Origin of the sequence: Methanobacterium sp. (assembly GCA_016222945.1) — an archaeon.
Taxonomy (GTDB): domain Archaea; phylum Methanobacteriota; class Methanobacteria; order Methanobacteriales; family Methanobacteriaceae; genus Methanobacterium_D.
The window spans coordinates 417,275-435,576 of record JACRPY010000004.1 but is presented as its reverse complement, the minus strand read 5'-3'; the positions used below and the strand labels follow the sequence as shown (position 1 = coordinate 435,576).

Annotated in this window: 16 protein-coding genes; 1 reads left to right on the top strand and 15 read right to left on the bottom strand. The window is 29.1% G+C overall.

The genetic code is table 11. The features are described from left to right. Positions 1-47 precede the first annotated feature (47 nt). The 3 genes from HZC47_08120 to HZC47_08110 form a co-directional block, all read right to left on the bottom strand. Positions 48-1,634 (bottom strand): glycosyltransferase family 39 protein, encoded by a 1,587-nt coding sequence (locus HZC47_08120; GenBank protein MBI5680842.1) that lies wholly within the window; start codon positions 1,632-1,634, stop codon positions 48-50. Positions 1,635-2,040: 406 nt separating this feature from the next. Next, positions 2,041-3,054, bottom strand: a complete 1,014-nt coding sequence (locus HZC47_08115; GenBank protein ID MBI5680841.1) for a glycosyltransferase — start codon at positions 3,052-3,054, stop codon at positions 2,041-2,043. A gap of 31 nt (positions 3,055-3,085) precedes the next feature. After that, complete coding sequence (locus HZC47_08110; protein MBI5680840.1) at positions 3,086-4,459, bottom strand: hypothetical protein; 1,374 nt, start codon at positions 4,457-4,459, stop codon at positions 3,086-3,088. Positions 4,460-4,646: 187 nt separating this feature from the next. On the opposite strand from HZC47_08110, the gene HZC47_08105 reads away from it, so the two are divergent. Beyond that, the gene (locus tag HZC47_08105) at positions 4,647-5,639 is read left to right on the top strand and encodes a glycosyltransferase family 2 protein (GenBank protein MBI5680839.1); all 993 of its coding nucleotides are present in this window, start codon (positions 4,647-4,649) and stop codon (positions 5,637-5,639) included. A 105-nt stretch (positions 5,640-5,744) separates the two neighbouring features. On the opposite strand, the gene wecB is transcribed toward HZC47_08105, so the two are convergent. The 12 genes from wecB to HZC47_08045 all read right to left on the bottom strand — a co-directional run bounded on the left by wecB (position 5,745) and on the right by HZC47_08045 (position 18,226). After that, entirely contained in the window at positions 5,745-7,061 is a 1,317-nt protein-coding gene (gene wecB, locus HZC47_08100) for a UDP-N-acetylglucosamine 2-epimerase (non-hydrolyzing) (GenBank protein MBI5680838.1), read from the bottom strand. Positions 7,062-7,165: 104 nt separating this feature from the next. Beyond that, on the bottom strand, positions 7,166-7,624 hold the full coding sequence (locus HZC47_08095; protein MBI5680837.1) for an Hsp20/alpha crystallin family protein: 459 nt from the start codon (positions 7,622-7,624) through the stop codon (positions 7,166-7,168). A 426-nt stretch (positions 7,625-8,050) separates the two neighbouring features. Beyond that, positions 8,051-8,644 carry a molybdenum cofactor guanylyltransferase gene (locus tag HZC47_08090; GenBank protein ID MBI5680836.1) on the bottom strand — a complete coding sequence of 198 codons (594 nt, stop codon included), beginning with the start codon at positions 8,642-8,644 and terminating at the stop codon, positions 8,051-8,053. A 61-nt stretch (positions 8,645-8,705) separates the two neighbouring features. Next, a complete protein-coding gene (gene guaB / locus HZC47_08085; protein MBI5680835.1) occupies positions 8,706-10,193 on the bottom strand; it encodes an IMP dehydrogenase in 1,488 nt (495 codons plus the stop codon). A gap of 177 nt (positions 10,194-10,370) precedes the next feature. Continuing rightward, the gene (locus HZC47_08080; GenBank protein MBI5680834.1) at positions 10,371-11,084 is read right to left on the bottom strand and encodes a (5-formylfuran-3-yl)methyl phosphate synthase; all 714 of its coding nucleotides are present in this window, start codon (positions 11,082-11,084) and stop codon (positions 10,371-10,373) included. Positions 11,085-11,239: 155 nt separating this feature from the next. Beyond that, positions 11,240-12,451 (bottom strand): lactate utilization protein, encoded by a 1,212-nt coding sequence (locus HZC47_08075; GenBank protein ID MBI5680833.1) that lies wholly within the window; start codon positions 12,449-12,451, stop codon positions 11,240-11,242. A gap of 46 nt (positions 12,452-12,497) precedes the next feature. Next, a complete protein-coding gene (locus HZC47_08070) occupies positions 12,498-13,175 on the bottom strand; it encodes a (Fe-S)-binding protein (protein MBI5680832.1) in 678 nt (225 codons plus the stop codon). Positions 13,176-13,228: 53 nt separating this feature from the next. After that, on the bottom strand, positions 13,229-14,344 hold the full coding sequence (locus HZC47_08065; protein MBI5680831.1) for a glycosyltransferase: 1,116 nt from the start codon (positions 14,342-14,344) through the stop codon (positions 13,229-13,231). A 34-nt stretch (positions 14,345-14,378) separates the two neighbouring features. Next, positions 14,379-15,374, bottom strand: a complete 996-nt coding sequence (locus HZC47_08060; protein MBI5680830.1) for a glycosyltransferase family 2 protein — start codon at positions 15,372-15,374, stop codon at positions 14,379-14,381. Then, on the bottom strand, positions 15,358-16,665 hold the full coding sequence (locus HZC47_08055; protein MBI5680829.1) for a hypothetical protein: 1,308 nt from the start codon (positions 16,663-16,665) through the stop codon (positions 15,358-15,360). The genes HZC47_08060 and HZC47_08055 overlap by 17 nt, the downstream gene beginning before the upstream one ends. Positions 16,666-16,809: 144 nt before the next feature. After that, positions 16,810-17,310: a dTDP-4-dehydrorhamnose 3,5-epimerase family protein gene (locus tag HZC47_08050; GenBank protein MBI5680828.1), complete on the bottom strand. Its 501-nt coding sequence runs from the start codon at positions 17,308-17,310 to the stop codon at positions 16,810-16,812. After that, entirely contained in the window at positions 17,300-18,226 is a 927-nt protein-coding gene (locus tag HZC47_08045; GenBank protein ID MBI5680827.1) for an NAD(P)-dependent oxidoreductase, read from the bottom strand. Before HZC47_08045 ends, HZC47_08050 begins: the two co-directional genes overlap by 11 nt. Positions 18,227-18,302 lie beyond the last annotated feature (76 nt).

The following is an 18,302-nucleotide window of genomic DNA, read 5'->3' as shown; positions in this document are numbered from 1 at the left end:
ATATTCCTAATTTTTAAATTGTTCATTAAAATTTAATATTGAATTTCTCAATAATTTAATTTATACAAAACGAGATCTTCTCCATATTTCTGTCCTTTAAATGTTTTTATATATTGAAGACTTATTTTATCATTATTTATCCCTTTAATTGACGAAGGCATATCAATGATGTATTTAATTCTTTTTTTCATTATGTAATCTTCTAACATTCCTGCTTTTCGAGCATTATAAGCTTCTGGGTTCATCATTCCATCTAAATTTATAAAGTCACGCCCAGTACCATAGTTTAATAGGCCAGAATTGAAATTGCCTATATTTTGATCTGGTGATATATTTGTATCAATATAGTTAATTACTTCAAAAGTAATCGGGTTTAAATTTCCATAGTCATATCTATTGATTCCTCCAAGTATGAAAGTAAATATTAATAATAAAATTATTAATGCATACCTCAGTTTAACTTTTTTAATTTTAAAAATTTGGAAGAGTCTTATTAATGCAATGGAGAGAAATATGGTAAAAATGAAATAAGTATATAGATAATAGTACTCTCTAAACATAATTCCGTAGAAAAAGTAAAAAAGGTAGAAAATTATTATTGAGAAAATTAAAAAATCTAAAGATTTAATTACTTTAATAAAGGGATTATCTTTTTTTAATACTAAATAAAAAGGGGGTAATAAAAAAATTATAAGGATTAATAATAAAATCGCTAAATTAAACACATTTTTTTGAATGAAAAAGAAAAAATACTGTGTCAATAGAACAAGAGATGGATAAAAAGTAGTTAAAATATTATTATATAAACCAACATGTAAAGCTTGGTCTGAACGTATTATGTTCTTTGCTGCAAGACTTACTGGCAACAACTGTTTTACTATGAGAATATTGTATAATATCCATGGTAAAACAGTTATAAATGCAGAAATAAGGATTGCAACCATACTCTTTATTTTATTCGATTGCCAGGAATAATCAATACTCCTATTTTTTATAAATCGTATGGAAAGAGCTAAAATAACTCCTAATGTTAAGAAAAAACCATCCATTCTACTTAAAAAGATGATTCCTAATAAAAAACCTATTATAACCGAATTGCGTATATTTAATTCATTTAAATTTAATTTTATTAGATAGTAAGTAAGTATAGATATGAAAAATATTTGAATGGGAACTTCCATCCCCTTTAATGTTATAAACATGATTTCAGGGTTAAATAACCATATAAATGCAGTTAATAATCCAGCTTCCTTATTAAACAAATTTTTTACTATTAAATACAAAAAAATTGAAGTTAAAACATTAAATAATGATAAAATTACCAAAGAAATATAAACCGGTACATAATCACCAAAAGAATGTGTAAAATAGAAAACTGGAATTAAAATCAAAGCGTAAATTGGATGAAATCCGTTAGTTGGAATTCCAAGATTAAAAACGATGCCCTGTCCATTAATAATGTTTAAAACCAATGAATAATAATAAAATGCATCATCCTCCAGGAATTTACTTAATAAAATATTCATGCCTTGATCAATCATAATTAATTTGATTAATAAGCTTATTAAAATCATAAATATTAATATTTTTCCATAATTGTCCATGGATTTTAAATTTAATACTTTTAAATTCATTATTGCCTCTCAAACTAGCTTAATCTAATATTTTAGTTAACATTTTAATTAATATAAAAACATTTGGATTAATTTGGGTTGTTAATTTGTGGGATTGAGAATATTTTTTCTGCTTTCTGGTCATATTTTCTACTCAATAATTGATTTTTCTTTTTTGATCTTTTTTATGGAATTATCAACAGATGATTATCAACAATATTATGTTAAAATAGTATATTAATTTGATAGAGTGATTCTAAGCAATTTATGGTATCATTTCTAGACATTCAGTTGAGTATGATAATTGAAACTTTGGGATTCATTTTGAATTTCCTTAAGAGTAATTATATTTAGATTAAATGTGATAGATTAGGGGTTTCTATGTTATTAAAAGTTCAGTGTAAATAATTTTAAATTTTTTTAATAATTAATATCTAAATTCATCTATTTGTAAATCTGTTTTATGAGGACGTTCTTTTTTTAATACATGATATTTAAAATATGCGAAACTTTTAAGGAAAAATTTATAAAAAATTGAAGGGATTATCATGAATGGTATTATCAGAACCAGTGCAAATATATACCAATTCAGACCAAATGCTATTATAAACGCGGAAATGAATCTAATAAAATCTTTATTGTCCTTATTTTTTGATTTTTTCTCCATAATAATCCAAATTATTACAAATAGCAGGAATGAACCTCCATCAAGAGGAGAGTCATATATAGTTCTTTTACGTATATATTTATTTTTTATAGTTAAACAGCTGTTCATCCATACTACAAGCCAGTGAATTACTGAAAAATGGATTCTTTGATTAAAACCACCCGGTTCAACAATTCCCTTTTTTGATACATAAACTTTAAAATCTTCTTCTACTGACTTATTAATAAATTCAAAGTGAGGATATAGATTAGATACATTAAAATATCCTTTATGAATACAATTAGAATCGAATAACTCTGTTTTAAAAATAATGGCAGGCATAAAACTTAATGTATGATAATATCTTGAACCTTTTCTAATTAGTTCATTGCTAGTAGTTTTAAGGCCTTTTTCCCATCCATATTGATAATGTGAAGTAACTATAATAATATCAGGTGTATTAGATTCAATTTCTCCTAAAACATCATCACATTCACTAAAATCAAATATATCATCATCACAAAGAACCCAGGTATAAATAGCTTCAGATTTTTCGACGGCTCTTAAATAATTAGGATTTGCCCCAATATTCTTTTTATGTCTTACAACGTGCATATTTTCAAATATTTGCTGATATTTAGTGCATATTTCAGGTGTTTTGTCAGTAGAACAGTTATCTAGCACAGTAATCTTACAATTAGAAAAAGGACTCTCCATCAATTGTTTAAATGTGTTCTCCAGATCTTTAGCTCGGTTATAAGTAATTATTAGAATTTCAAGGTTTTCTTCGATCATATTCTCTCCTTTGATCTTAGCTTTAACCATATTAATATCCTATCTTACCCTCATCATATTCTTTTCTTTTGATTTTAAGAATTCTTCGAGCAGGAATTAAAATAATCAGCTGTGCTGCTAAGAAACTGCATAATGCCAGTAATGTTGATGAGAATAAGTAATAACTCAGCCAAACTCCAAAAGCAGTCAATACGGCACTTAAAAAAGATATCTTAACATAAGGTTCTTGTTTATGGGATCTTAAAAAGAAAGCCCAGTTGAAGATGATCAAATTAACTCCTTCAGCAATGAATAAAATTACATTCTCCCCTATGGGTAGTATTCTTACATTCCAATTGATGATGGGAAATATAAAGATCATTAATAAGAGTAATGCTAAAGAACCTAAAGTATAAACTAATAAGCTTTGCCATTGGAGAGTTTTGAATAATCCGTCTAAGCTTTGGCGTTTCTTTTGGGCAACAAATATATTTAATTGGGGTACTTTGGTCATTCCCCATGAACCAGCCATACTCTGAACAGCACGAACCATCACGAGAGACATTCCTAATTGGCCTGCTATAGATGCACCAGCATAGAACATGGCTACTGGAACAATAAATTGGAAGATAAAATATCCTGATGCCCAACTTATGGCATATCTCCACTGCAAGGGTAGGGTTTCTTTAAGCCAATTATAATATCCCTTGACATTTTCATGGAGTATTTGGGCTAATAAACTCCGGGAAGATGAAATATAGAGCAGCATACTGAATGCGATGTTCACGAATCCACCTACTGCTAAGGACCACAAATTTAGGCCAGCAAAAAGGGCGATCCAAATTGAAACAGTACTTACAAAACCAGCTAAGGTAATTATTTTTTGTACCTTCTCTACTTTGTTAAATCCTTTCAAAACTGCTCCAAATAAAGAAACCAATAATAGAAACGCTCCGGTGAAAGAGTATAATACCCATGCTAAGAGTAATTGGTAATTATTGGTGAAGCTTTTTAAAAAGATAACTCCAATTGTGGATAATATAATAAATGCTATCAATGTGATTATCAAATAAAATTTAAAAGAAAATTTAACCAAGGAAACAGTTCGATCTAGCTTATCTTCATCCCCTTCTAATTTTCCATTTTTTTCTTCCAGATGAGCATACTCATGGCTAATAAACTGCGTAATAATAGTAGTAAAACCTAACTCAGCAAAAGTAGCCAGCGCACCTAAACTCATGAATGTATACCAGTAACCCTGTTCTGCAAGAGTAAGATAATTCACAATAAAAAATATTGATAAAATTCCGGCAAGTGAAGACCATATAACACCAACAACAGTGTAAAAAATTGCTTTATCAATACCTAAAATGGATATGATGCGATTCAAGCCAGGAATTCTCAAAAGATTATCTGAAATTTTCATTTAAGCTCCGTTATATAAGCTTTAAGAATCAATAGAACTCTCTTCAACTTATAGCTAATTCAATAAATTATATTTTTATACAGTTTAATTATACTTCTTGGGTTTAAAAACAATAATAATTATTGTCACAAAGTACTAAATTAAATTTTATATGATATTCAATTAGTTTAAACTTCTGGAGATATAAATGTCCCTAACTTCAAACACCAGCATTGTAATAGTAACCTACAATCACCAGGAATTCATTGAAGAATGCTTAAAATCACTTATTAAAGAAAAAGCATTAGAAATCATCGTTGTTGACAATAATTCAACTGATAAAACCGTAGAAATCATTCAAAAAAACTTTAAACAAATAAAACTAATTAAAAACCATGAAAACACTGGTTACGGCAGCGGAATCAACTTAGGTGTTAAAACTGCTAAAGGCAAATATATGGTTATAATAAATCCAGACACAAAGATTAAGGTAAATTCCATTCATGAAGTATTAAAACCCTTAAAAAAAGATGAAAATTTAATCACAACCTCTAAAATTCTTTATTATAATGGGAATCAAATTAACACATGTGGAAATAAGGAGCATTTTACAGGTTTAGCATTTACAAGAGGTTTAGGGGATAATCCTGAATGTTTCAATGATTTTGAGTTTGTTAATGGGCTTTCAGGTGTTTGTTTTGCCTTAAAAAAAGATAATTTCGAGGATATTGGCGGTTTTGATGAGAATTTCTTTATTTACATGGAAGACACTGAACTTTCATGGAGATGCAAAGCCAAAGGATTAAATGTGTTATATGTTCCAACTTCTGTTGTTTATCATGATTACACACTCATTGTTACTCCAGAAAAGCTTTACCACCTTGAAAAGGGCCGATACATCATTTTAAGGAGATATTTAACTTGGAGGGAATATTTAATTATATCTCCTTCTTTAATCATGACAGAAATACTTACATGGGGATATTCTATATTAAAAGGTCCTTCAGGAATTAAATTCAAATTGTTAGCAATTAGAGATGGTTTGTTCATGGAGATAAAAGAAATAGAATCAGATAGAAGAAAATTACTTAAATCTTTAGATTGGAAAATTCCAACAAGACAATTAAGTTACACTTTATTGGATAGACTTGTTAGAAAAGCTGCTAATTTAATTTATAAGGTTAATTTTAGGTTGTTATGATCTTTAATCTTAAAAATAATTATTTAATTCATTATGCACAATGAAATTATTTTTTTTATTGATATAACAGTAACATTTATACAAAGGTTTATTGAGTATCTGATGTTACTTTTCTTTTAAAACATCAATTAAAACAGTTTTGTCCTTCAAATTAAGATAATCATAAGGATATAAAACATTACTCTTTTCAAAGACCATTTTTACAGTTGTACCCTTATTTTTCTTTTCAAATTCAGCAACATCAATATTTTCCTTAATTTTAAGAATTTTACGACTTTTAACCTTCATTATATCATCAGGCACGGTTATTTTTAGCTTATTTTCATCATAAAGTTTAAAAATTGAGTCAAGAATCTTCTTTGATGAATCTCCTTCTCCATAAGGATTTTTAGCTTCACTCATTTTATCATATAGATTCTGGTCACTTAAGATTTTTTTAACTGTATCTATCATTTTATCCTTTTCTGCCCCTACAAGTATATTTCCACCAGCTTTAACTGTCTCAGGACGTTCAGTATTGTATCTAAGTGTTATACATGGCACGTTTAAAGTAATGGCTTCTTCTTGTATGCCTCCAGAATCAGTCATTACAAATTTAGAATTAGATAAAAGAACTAAGAAATCAAGATAGCCTATTGGCTTTATAAGTTTAATATGTTCTGCATTTTCTAATTTTTCAAGTAAATTAAATTTTTTAAGATTTTTAATGGTTCGGGGATGTGCAGGGAAGATTATAGTGAATTCATTAAGCTCAATTAATGCATCTATTATATTTTGGAGCCTTTGGGGATTATCAACATTTTCTGCCCTGTGCATTGTAAGTGCTAAAATATTTTCACCAGCAGTTATCTCCAAAGAAGTGTCTAATTTCTTAGTAGCGATTTTTAAATTTCTCATGCATGCATCTACAACAGTGTTTCCTGTTATAAAAATGTCTTTAGGATTTATACCGGCAAAAAGCAGATTAATTGCAGATTCTTCAGTAGGCACGAAGTACATCTTTGAGCAGACATCAGCAATTTCCCTGTTTATTTCTTCAGGCATGGATTTATCATATGATCTTAAACCAGCTTCAACATGTCCTACTGGGATATGGAGTTTGGATGCTACAATTGCTCCAGAAAGTACTGCATTAGTATCTCCTTGAACAAGAACTAAATCTGGATTTTCAGCTAATAATACTTTTTCAATACCTTTAATCATATCGGCAGTTTGTTCTCCATGAGATCCAGAGCCAACACCAATATTATAATCAGGTTTTCTTAATTCTAAATCCAAAAAAAACTGATTAGACATTTCATGATCGTAGTGTTGACCAGTGTGAATCAGGACATATTCAACATTTCTTTGTTCCATCTCATCAATTACTGGGGCCATTTTGATAATTTCTGGCCTTGTTCCTATTATAACTGCAATTTTCATAGTCATTAATGGAAATATAATATCTTAAGTTTAATAAAGTTAATTCTAATTTTGGATTTAAAAAAAGTAATTTAAAATAAAAAAAGATAAATTAAGTTAAATAATTATTTGATTTCCAGGTTAAAGCTTTCTTCTTTTTCCAGTTTCGGAGCTTCTATGATTAGAACACCATCTTGGAATTTAGCTTCGGCTTCGTTAGGTATGATTTTTTTAGGGAACCTTACAGTTCTCCTCATTACACCTGATTTTCGATCATGAAGTGTTATATAACTTCCCTGCTCGATTTCCAGCTCTATATCGAACTTTGCTTTAACTCGAATTTTAGTTTCGGTTATTCTAAGTTCAATATCCTTCTTTTTGATACCTGGAAGGTCTATATGTACTATGACATCTTCATCTGTTTCAATTATATCTTTGCCGGGAACAAAGGTATAATCCACAATCGACTTTTCAAGGTCGTATTTTATAGAATCAATGGTTTTTGAAGTGTCTTCAAGCATTCTTTCAATCAAACCTTTCCTATCTAAAATAGTCCTATGTTTATATCTTCTTTTTGTTTTCATTTTATCGGCCTCATATTTTGAGTCAATAATATATTAGATTAAATAATATATATACCATTCGAAAAACATCGATTTTCGATGCCCCAAAATTCGTAGAATTTTAGAAAATGCTACGCATTTTTCGCAACTTTCGTTGCGAATTTGAAAATCGAAGATTTTCAATTTCTAACTTCCAAAAATCATTCAAAATCTTTGATTTTGATACACAAAAAACGAAGTTTTTTGTAGCTATGATTTTTGAGAATTTTGAGGGTTACCTTTGTTTACTATATTCACATAAGCAAAAACAGCCAGTATTTGAGTGTAATTTATTATAAAATCCATTTATTACATTTTTAAAAGTAGATGAGATGAATAAATACAACTAAACAAAAAAACAGGATAAATATAATTTAAAATTTTCCAAAAAAGATAAAATAAATTCTTTCAAATATTTTCAAACTCATTTATAGTGTTTATATTCTGGAAGCTTTGAGTAGTTTGGTCAAGCTCATTAACATCAACAAATTTGATTTTCAAACTGTTAATTAAAGAATTAACGTCTCTTCGTTCATTTTTTAAACTATCTTCAATAATCTCAATGACATTTTTCTTATATATTGAATGTAGCGGTTCAATATGCTCATCATTCCATATTGGGACCACAGCATCGAAATCATTAGATTCTATAATTTCAAACATCTTTAAAACAAAATTTTTAGAAATAAACGGCGAATCACAAGGTAAAATCTGAGCATACTCGGATTTAATGTTTAAAAGACCAGTTAAAATTCCAACAAGTGGTCCTTGAGATTCAATTTTATCTGTAACAATTTTTAATTGGATATTCTCATTTTTTAGTAAGTTTTTATATTTTTCAACTTGTGTGTTTTCTCTTAAAACCAGTATAATCTCATCAGCAATATCTTTTATGGCATTTAATACATGGAGAACCATTGGCTTCTTATTTAATAATAAGGATCCTTTATCTTTACCCATTCTCTGGCTTTTTCCACCGCAAAGGATTATTATTGATTTCATTGGAATTCCTTTAAAAATAAAAAAAATTAGTTTTAGATATTTAAAATAAAGCAGAATTACCCTACATCAAACGTGTTGTAGGATAATTAGGGCTTTCATTGGTTATTGTCATGTCGTGAGGATGGCTTTCTGTCATTCCGCTTGAAGTGATTTTTACAAGCTTTGCATTTTCTTTCATGCTTTGAATATCCTCTGCGCCGCAGTAACCCATTGAAGATTTAAGGCCACCAATTAACTGGAATAAAACTTCATTTACAGGTCCTTTGTATGGTACAACTCCCTCTACACCTTCTGGAACTAATTTTGCATGTTTCATTGGTCCTTTAACTTCCTGGAAGTAACGGTCTGTTCCTGCACCTACTCCTCCAGTCATGGCACCTAATGACCCCATTCCGCGGTATTGTTTGAATTTTCTTCCATTCATAATTACAACATCGCCAGGAGATTCATATGTTCCTGCAAGTAAGCTTCCTACCATTACAGCATCAGCACCAACTGCTATGGCTTTTGCAATATCACCAGAGAATCTTAAACCTCCATCACCTATAACTGGGATTTCATGTTCTTTTGCTACATCTGCAACATCAGATATTGCAGTAAGCTGAGGAACACCGACTCCTGCAATTATTCTTGTTGTACAGATGGATCCTGGGCCAATACCTACCTTAAGTCCGTCCACTTCTTTTGCAATCAGGTCTTCTGCAGCTTTAGCAGTTGCAATATTACCAACAACTAAATCAGCCTCAATATTATCTTTAATAGTCTTTGCAGCATCAACAACATTCAAGTTATGAGCATGTGCAACATCTATAGCGATTATGTCTGCTCCTGCATCATCCAGTGCAATGGCACGTTCTAAATCAAATGGTCCTGCTGCTGCAGCCACAATAAATTTCCCTTTTTTATCTCTTGATGCATTCGGGAATTTTTTACGTTCTAATATGTCACGTACAGTTACAATTCCCATTAATTTATTGTTTCTAACTACTGGAAGTCTTTCTACTTTATTTTCATAAGCTATATCTAATGCATCCTCTGGAGTTGTGGATTCTGGGATTGTTAAGACATTTTCAGTCATTATTTCTTTTACTTTCTTTTCTGAATCAGAGTTAATGATAGGTTTTATATCTCTTCTACTTATTATCCCTATAACTACTTCATCTTCAACAACAGGAAGTCCGCTTACATCTTCCATGTCCATAATTTGATTAGCTTCACAAATGGATTCATCAGGACTGATAGTTATTACATCTCTAACTGTGAGGTCACCAGATTGTTTTACTTTCTTTACTTCATTTACCTGCTCATTTATGGTCATATTTCTGTGTATAACTCCTAATCCTCCTTCTTGAGCAAGAGCAATTGCCATATATGATTCGGTGACAGTGTCCATGGCAGAACTTATTATAGGAACGTTAATAGAATAATTTCTGGAAATCTTTGTTTTAATATTAACATCTTTGGGCTCAACAGATGATGCAGAAGGCACTATTAAAAAATCATCGAAAGTATAACCATCTGGAGCATTTTTTAACTTTTTTGAGTACATTAAAATACCTCCATAAATTTAAGAAGCCATTAAACATATGTTACGGCTTTAAAATCATAATTTGAATGCTATTAAAACTTATTTTTTGTTTTATGACATTAGTTTTGAGTGTTTGATCAAATATTTAATTGATCAAAAAATAATTTTGAATTTCTTAATTTTTTGTATTTTAGGGAATTAAAAGTTTTCTATCATTTTCTTCAATTCATTAACAGCACTTCTATGAATTTTACCGGAGTTTCTGTCTCCATCAATACATGCTGCTCCCCTTATCCCTACAACATCACATCCTAACTGATGTAATGTTAAAAGCTGGTCTTTTTTTACTGATCCTGCAAGTGCGGATTTAAGTCCATAATCATGGATTTCATCATTGAATTTGGCTATCATTTCTTCATCCATGAAATCAAAGAGTGTTTTACCATCTTTAACTGCAGTATCTACCATAGCTAAGTCTGCACCGGCTTCTGCAGCAATTTCTGGTATTTCCATTGGATTTACTGCTCCAATTCGATGAGCATCAGCATATCCTGATGCAACTACAATAGCATCATCATTATAATCATTAACAGTTTTTACAACGTTTTCCATTACTTCAAGGGCTTCATCATAATTCTTTGTGCCGTATAACCCTACTTTAATGTAATCAGCGCCTGAAACTGACGCACCAAGGGCAGCAAGTGACACTGTACCGGGTTTATAGGGAACATCACCTAATGTTGCGCTTACAAGCATGTCTTTGGGAGTCATTTCTCGCACACTTTTAATGACCCATGGAAAATTAGCACCGAGTGATCCCTCTTTTGGATTTTTAACGTCAATTATATCTGCACCGCCTTCAATGGCTTCGTGTGCTTCTTCAGTGTTTATTGGACTTATTAAGAGAAGCAAAGCATATACCTCCATTTATCATCTTGATAATTAAATTAATATTTATAAATTAATATTTAAATTCTTATTTTGTAAAAAATTATACTCTAAATTATTTAAACTCTTTCCTTCAACTCAACTATTTTTTTAAAAAATCCCTAAAGTTATTTGCAAGCTTAAAAAGGTGATCCATTTTTTTTAATTTTTTTTGCAGTTTCACCATGTTTTTCTGGATAAATATCAGATTTTACAGAGTTTTCTCTTAGTTTTTCAATCATTTTATTTGTTTTAATATTTAAGGGACATTCAATGGTGCATAAACCACATTCAGTGCATTTAAAAAGTCCTGAATCAAAGCATGTTTCATTATCTTTTATAAAATAGCTGAATGATACACCTCTACCGCCTAAATATCCTTTGTATCCAAATTCATAGCCTGTAACATTATAAACAGGGCATGCGACAATACAACTGCCGCATCCGATGCATAAAAGACATTCATCATATTCTTTAAGTGCTTTAGTTCTGCCATTATCTAAAAGTATCACAATAACTCTTTTTGCACCATACATATCTTTTAAGAGAATCTGTTCAATATCTGCAGTTTTTGATGGTGAAGATATAACATTTATATATGCGGGAATTGTTTTTCCAGTTGCAAATATTGTTTCAAGTTTCACCAGACTTATACCTTCTTCAATAGTCCTTACTAACTTATCAACACCTACAACAACGATATGGATATCTTTCATGGAAACTAAACTGATATTTCCTTCATTATGCACCACAATCACTGATCCATCTTCAGCAGCCACAGTATTAGCTCCAGTTAATCCTATATTGCATTTAGAAACTTTTTTTAAAACATTATTTTTAATTATATCCAGTATAGGTCTTGCTTCTGGTTTAACATTTACTCCAAATTTTTTTGAAGCTATTTGGGCAATTTTTTCCATATTCAGGTGTGCTGCAGGGCCTATAGGATGAGAAGGTCCTTTACTTTCTGGATCAAGCTGTACTATTCTATCTCCAAGGTCTGTTTCTACAAGTTCAATTCCCTTATTTTCTAAAAACTCTGAAAGCATAATTTCATTTATAGTGTTTGATTTAGACTTTGCTATAATTTTTTCATCTTTAACTATATTATAAATCTCATTTAAAGCTTCATTAGAGTTTTCAGCATATATAACTTCTATCCCATTTTCTTCAAAGTTTTTAATGGCAGTTTCAATGAGTTCTTGAAGATTATTTATACTATATTTACGTATTTCTTTCACATACTCTTTAAGCCCTTCTATTCGCGTAGAATCACCTAATAAAAGCTTTTTTTTACGATCTTCAAGTATTTTGAATGATTTTTGCATTGACTTTAATTTATTTTCATCCATTTTTATACTCCAAAAAGGAATTATCAAATTAAATGATTGATATTATTTATTTCAATCCATTTAGAATTATTTGGGATAAATCCAAGATTTTTACATTTTTTGAGGCAGATTCAAGATTTAATATACAGAAAGGACATGATGTTACAAGTATTTTGGCGTCTATTTCTTCTAAATCATTTATGCGCATTTTTGCAATGTTTTCTGTTATTTCAGGATGTGCAGATCTAACTCCTGCACCAGCACCACAACACCTTGAATTTTCTTTATTTCTTTTCATCTCAACTAAATTAGCAATTTTTTTTAAAATATTTCTCGGAGCATCATATTCTTCAAGATGCCGCCCTAAATGGCATGGATCATGATAAGTAACAGTTTTATCTAAATATTCAACTTCAAGCTTTCCATTATCAACTAATTCGCTGAAAAACTGCGAAGTGTGCATAACATCCAGCTTGACACCTAAAATTTCAGGATAATCTTCTTTAAATGTTTTATAACAGCCTGCACAAGAAGTAATTATTTTCTCTCCTTCAATCTCATTTAATGTATTTTCCATTACTTCTTTTGCATCATCTACAAAGCCAGTTCTAAGTAAAAATGATCCACAACATGTTTCAGTTTCTATTAATTTAAAATCAATATTGGCATGATTCAATATCTCTTCTGTAGCTTCAGATATTTTATTAAGCTTTTCCCTTGCAACACAACCTCTAAAATATATCATTTCTTCACCATTTAAAAACATATAACTTAACTTTACTTCAATTATTCTATACTCTAACTATTATTTTTATGCACAGGTCTAATAAATAAAAGATTATAAATTATTCCATATGCATAACACACATGTTGAATGGGCATTAATAAAAAAACAATTACAGAATAAACAGTTTTTGTTTTAAACAAAATTTCTGCAAAAGTAAGTATTGCAAGAATGAAATAAAGCATTAATGGAATTAAAATAAGCCAACCAATGATTAAATATAATGGTATAATAAAAATAAGGTAAATTAAGAATATTAATGAAATAAATGGCTTTATTTTAAATATCCTATGTTTTTTTATGGTGTTTGTTATATTAACTCCATAATTGAACATATTTTTTCCAAATTCCATTATTGAATCAGTTTCACCGTGGTAAACTTCAGCATTTTTGCCGTAAACAAATTTATACCCTGCTTTTTTAAGCCGGTAATTCAGTTCATTATCGTCAGATATGATTAAACTGTCGTCATATCTAAATTTTTGGATTATCTCTTTTTTATAGATTGAATTATAGTTAGGAATGCTGTCTAAAAATTTAACATCTCTTTTAGAGAATGCAGGATTACCTGCAGATGCAATAAATGAAGTTAAATAATGGTTAATAACAACCTCTTTTTTGTTTTTTGTTAAGGCCACTAATCTCGGCCCTCCAGCTCCTGCAACCTTATCTCCAGTATTTTCAATTTCTAATAATAATTCTTGCAGCCAATTTTCCTCCACAATACAATCTGCATCTGTAAAAGCTATATATTTAGAGCTTGAGCTGGCATTATCAATTACAATGTTTCTTGCAAAGCATAACCCATAAAAACCAAAATCTTTTTCATTTAAAACTTGATATTTTATATTTGAAGAGTTTAAAACATTTTCTGCTACTTCACGAGTTTTATCATCTGAATTACCGTCCACAACGATTATTTCAAACTTTGAATGATCAAAATCCTCTAAAATCTTTGATTTTAGTGGCCTTAAACGCTTTACGTTTGGGAATCGGAAATCTTTGATTTCCGAAAGGTTAGAAAATGCGTCACATTTTCTAAAATTTTGATTTATAACACTTTCTAATGTCTTTTCTATATTTTCCGCCTCATTTTTGGCCACAATTCCAATCGTTACTAAAATCGACATGTTAATGCACTAATATCTTGATTATTTAATTTATTTAGCTTTTTTGATTTGTTAATAATGTAATTAGGTTATAAATAAATCTGGCCATATTAATTTTGGATAAAATGGTGTACATCCTTAATTTTAAAGTTTTTTGGGATTTTAGAAGTGCATCATGATTTTTTTTATCTAATATTTCCAATGCATCTTCATATTTTTCTTTATGGAATATTAATATCTCAACTAATTTTATTGTAATTATGGGCACAATTACTTCATCTTCCCATTTTTTCAGATCATTTTTTGAAATAACATTTAACGATTGAGCTAATTTGTAAGGCTCAAAAATGTAGTCTAAATTATTGATTAGCATATTGAAATCTGTTTTTTGTTTATCTATCAAATTACTTGAATGTATTAAATAAACAGATACAAAATCATTTATTACTCCAATTTTTCCATATAAGCACATTTTAAGAAAGATTTCAGAATCACAGGAGATATTATAATTATTAGAAAATGCATTTAGCTCCATAGCTAATTTTCTATCAAATAAAATGTTACACAATGTAAAATCTTGAGGATTGACTTTCTGCCTGCTTAAAAATATAGTTTTACCATCTTCAATACCACTAAACGGTAATTCAAGCTTCATATATTTGTTTAAATTTTCATATAACAAATAACCGTTAGCATACACTATAACTACGTTATTATCAATTTCTATTAATTCTACTGCCTTTGAAATATACTTATTATCCATAAAATAATCATCATCAGAAAGTATTAGGAAAAAATCTCCCTCGGCATGTTCATAAACTGCTTTTCTCCAGTTAGCAACCATTCCCATATTTTTTTCATTTTTAAAATACTTAAATCTCTCATCGGCCACGAAATTTTTCATTATTTCACTAGTTTCGTCTTTAGAATCATTATCAGACACTATAACTTCTAAATTAATATAATCTTGAGCTAAAGCACTTTCTACAGCTTTAATTAAATAATTAGCTCGATTGAATGTGGGTATTATAATGCTAATTTTTGGGTTTATGGTTTCTCCCCCTAATCTTAATTTTTAGTAATTTCAGGCCATATGTACTATAAAATATAAAGTTTATTATTTGACCTATAATAGCCGCGATTGGAATTGCAAAAACTCCAATATCATTTTTAAGTAGAAATGAAAGGCTAAAGAAAATTATTATAAAAATTGTATTGGTAGTTATAAATATCACGCTGTTTTTAGATGCCACTCCAACAGATACAAAAGCAGATTCAATCATTATAATCAAATACCATACTGCTAATCCAGCAAATATGTATTTAATTAACTCAATATCTGCAGGACTTAATGTACCTGAACTAATTAAATTAAGAGCTGTTGGGATAATAAAAAAGGTTAAGATCAAAGCCACTACAAATAAAGGAATATAAATCCTTAAATAATCTTTTATCGATTTTTTGATCAAATTAATTTCATCTTCTGCCCAATAATTTGAGACTTTAGAATACAAAACTCGGATTGAAGGACCTAAAACCATTGAATTAACTGCAATAACAATCATTTGGGCATAGTAAAATAATGAAGCATAACCAACAGGTAATGAAGATAATATGTTAGTAGTTATTGGATTAAAGAAAAGATTATGAATATTATGCCCAAATCTCATGGAAAAACTATTTTTTACAAAGCTTTTAAGCATAGGATGTCTTAATCTTAATTTAAATGGAATTCCTAACTTTTTAATGATAACTAACCCTAAAATAAATGCTATAATAATACCTAAAACACGTGCATAAGCTAAAAATTCGATGTTAGGATTATTTGAAATTAGAATATAGATTAAAGATATTAAAATAAAAAGAGGAAAGATCCCTTCTAATATATATGGAATTGAAAATTTCATTTCAGCATTTAATAATCTCTGGTTTACAAAATTAGCTGAATTAAAAATCATGCCCACTATCAAAATGATTAAAACATCTTTTAAAACAATATAACGTTGTGGATCTATGTTATATGCAAATATATCTATGATATAGTTAATTCCTACAAATAAAATAGCAAAAAAGGCTATTCCAACTACAATAGAAAAAACTAAAGATGAATTATAAAATTTATAAGCTTCTTCCACACTTTTTACCTTTAAATCATGATAGAAATACATAAATTGTTCAACTGACATTAGCTGAATTAGTCCAAGTGCTTCTATTATGGAACTGGCAATTAGATAAGCATCGGTCTGAAAAGAAGCTCCAAAAACTCTAATTAGTATAACTGTATTTAAAAACAGTAGAGAAATTTGAAATATAGCAAGTAAATTATATCTAAATTTGAACATTTAAATTCCCTTACCATAAAAATTAAAAACTGGATTAATCTTAACCATATCTCTTATTTTTGGCATTGTAAATGAATTCTTTTATCATATAATATATAATTTAAATTATCCATATCAATTATAGGCTATAGTCTAATCAAGGTTTTATTCATGTTTTTTCTTCCATTCATAAGGTATATCTGTTGTAAATGGATCTTTTCTTGATATTTCTTCTGAATCATGGGGAATTGATGCGCAATTAGCAATTATTGCTTTGGTTTCTCCTATTCCTTTAAATCCATTCCATATATTTGGTGGTATTTTAACAAGTAAATAATTCTCTTCTCCTATGAAAATTTCCATTAAATTACCGTGTGTTTTTGAATTTTCTCTGTCATCATAAAGAACTAACTTTATCATTCCATGTATTACAGCATAGTTTAAAATCATTTTTTTGTGGATATGCCAGCCTTTAATCACTTCAGGATATACAGAAGAAAAGTAGATTTCACCAAAATCTTCAAAAATTTCATCATCACTCCTTAACATGTGATATATGCTGCCCCTTTCATCTGGAATTCTTTTTAATGCTTTAATTTCCACATCTTTTATATATTTGCCCTTAATTCCAGGGATTTTAAGTAAATTTTCATTTTTATAAATCATATTCATCACGATAATAAGTTATAGTTTCATTCAATCCATTATGTAAGGAATATTTTGGTGCCCATTTGAGGATGCTACTAGATTTGTCTTTACTGGCAAATGTTATATCAATCTCTTCTTCAGCTGGATTTCCCCATATTTTTCCAATGGGCTTACCTAAAATTTCTTCTATTACAGAAACAATCTCCCGGATGCTATATGGAAAACCATTTCCAATGTTTATGGCATCATAATTGGGTAATGAATCCATATTATTCATACATTGCATGTATGCACTGGCAATATCTTTTACATAAACAAAATCAAGCTTTTGAAAACCTTGTGACAATTTTATTTCTTCTTCTTTAAGTGCTGCTTTAATTAGTTGAGGAAATAATTTGTATTCATTATCTTTAGGGCCATAAGTAGAAAAAAGATTTAAAGTAGTGGCTTTAATTTCTTTTTTAGTGGCGTATGTCTTGAGAATACTTTCAAAAACTATCTTTGTCATGGCATATAAATTAAATGGCGTTTTAGTGTTTTCTTCAGTTACAGGTAATGGTTTATTGGAATATTCAAAAAATGTTCCAGTATTTATAAAATGATTAACATTATATTCATTTGATAATTCAAGTAATTTAACAGGAAATGTTATATTAGAAGAAATTAGGGAATCTAAATCATTTGAAGAATGGAATTTCTTGTAATATGCAGCAATATGGAAAATTGAATCTATATCTTCTTTTTTGAATATATCTTCCAATTTAATTTCATCTATATTGTAACTTTGTATATATTCTAGAATATTTTTAACTCTCCAAACATCAGAATAACTTCTCTTTAGTAGAATAACATCAAATTTATCTTCTAATAGTCGTTCAATAACATGACTACCAATAAATCCTGTGCCCCCTGTAACTAACACTGTTTTATTCATTTCATATTCTCCATTTTCCTTTTCTTGAATTACTTAAATTAATAAGCTCTTTATCATTAATGTATTAATAAGTCTC

Bases quoted from the DNA above. Each gene is read 5' to 3' on its own strand.
- HZC47_08105 (MBI5680839.1), top strand. From the start codon at position 4,647: ATGTCCCTAACTTCAAACACCAGCATTGTAATAGTAACCTACAATCAC.
- HZC47_08110 (MBI5680840.1), bottom strand. From the start codon at position 4,459: ATGAAAATTTCAGATAATCTTTTGAGAATTCCTGGCTTGAATCGCATC.
- HZC47_08115 (MBI5680841.1), bottom strand. From the start codon at position 3,054: ATGATCGAAGAAAACCTTGAAATTCTAATAATTACTTATAACCGAGCT.
- HZC47_08065 (MBI5680831.1), bottom strand. From the start codon at position 14,344: ATGTCGATTTTAGTAACGATTGGAATTGTGGCCAAAAATGAGGCGGAA.
- HZC47_08045 (MBI5680827.1), bottom strand. From the start codon at position 18,226: ATGAATAAAACAGTGTTAGTTACAGGGGGCACAGGATTTATTGGTAGT.
- HZC47_08120 (MBI5680842.1), bottom strand. From the start codon at position 1,634: ATGAATTTAAAAGTATTAAATTTAAAATCCATGGACAATTATGGAAAA.
- HZC47_08070 (MBI5680832.1), bottom strand. From the start codon at position 13,175: ATGATATATTTTAGAGGTTGTGTTGCAAGGGAAAAGCTTAATAAAATA.
- guaB (MBI5680835.1), bottom strand. From the start codon at position 10,193: ATGTACTCAAAAAAGTTAAAAAATGCTCCAGATGGTTATACTTTCGAT.
- HZC47_08050 (MBI5680828.1), bottom strand. From the start codon at position 17,310: ATGATTTATAAAAATGAAAATTTACTTAAAATCCCTGGAATTAAGGGC.
- HZC47_08055 (MBI5680829.1), bottom strand. From the start codon at position 16,665: ATGTTCAAATTTAGATATAATTTACTTGCTATATTTCAAATTTCTCTA.
- wecB (MBI5680838.1), bottom strand. From the start codon at position 7,061: ATGAAAATTGCAGTTATAATAGGAACAAGGCCAGAAATTATCAAAATG.
- HZC47_08075 (MBI5680833.1), bottom strand. From the start codon at position 12,451: ATGGATGAAAATAAATTAAAGTCAATGCAAAAATCATTCAAAATACTT.
- HZC47_08090 (MBI5680836.1), bottom strand. From the start codon at position 8,644: ATGAAATCAATAATAATCCTTTGCGGTGGAAAAAGCCAGAGAATGGGT.
- HZC47_08095 (MBI5680837.1), bottom strand. From the start codon at position 7,624: ATGAAAACAAAAAGAAGATATAAACATAGGACTATTTTAGATAGGAAA.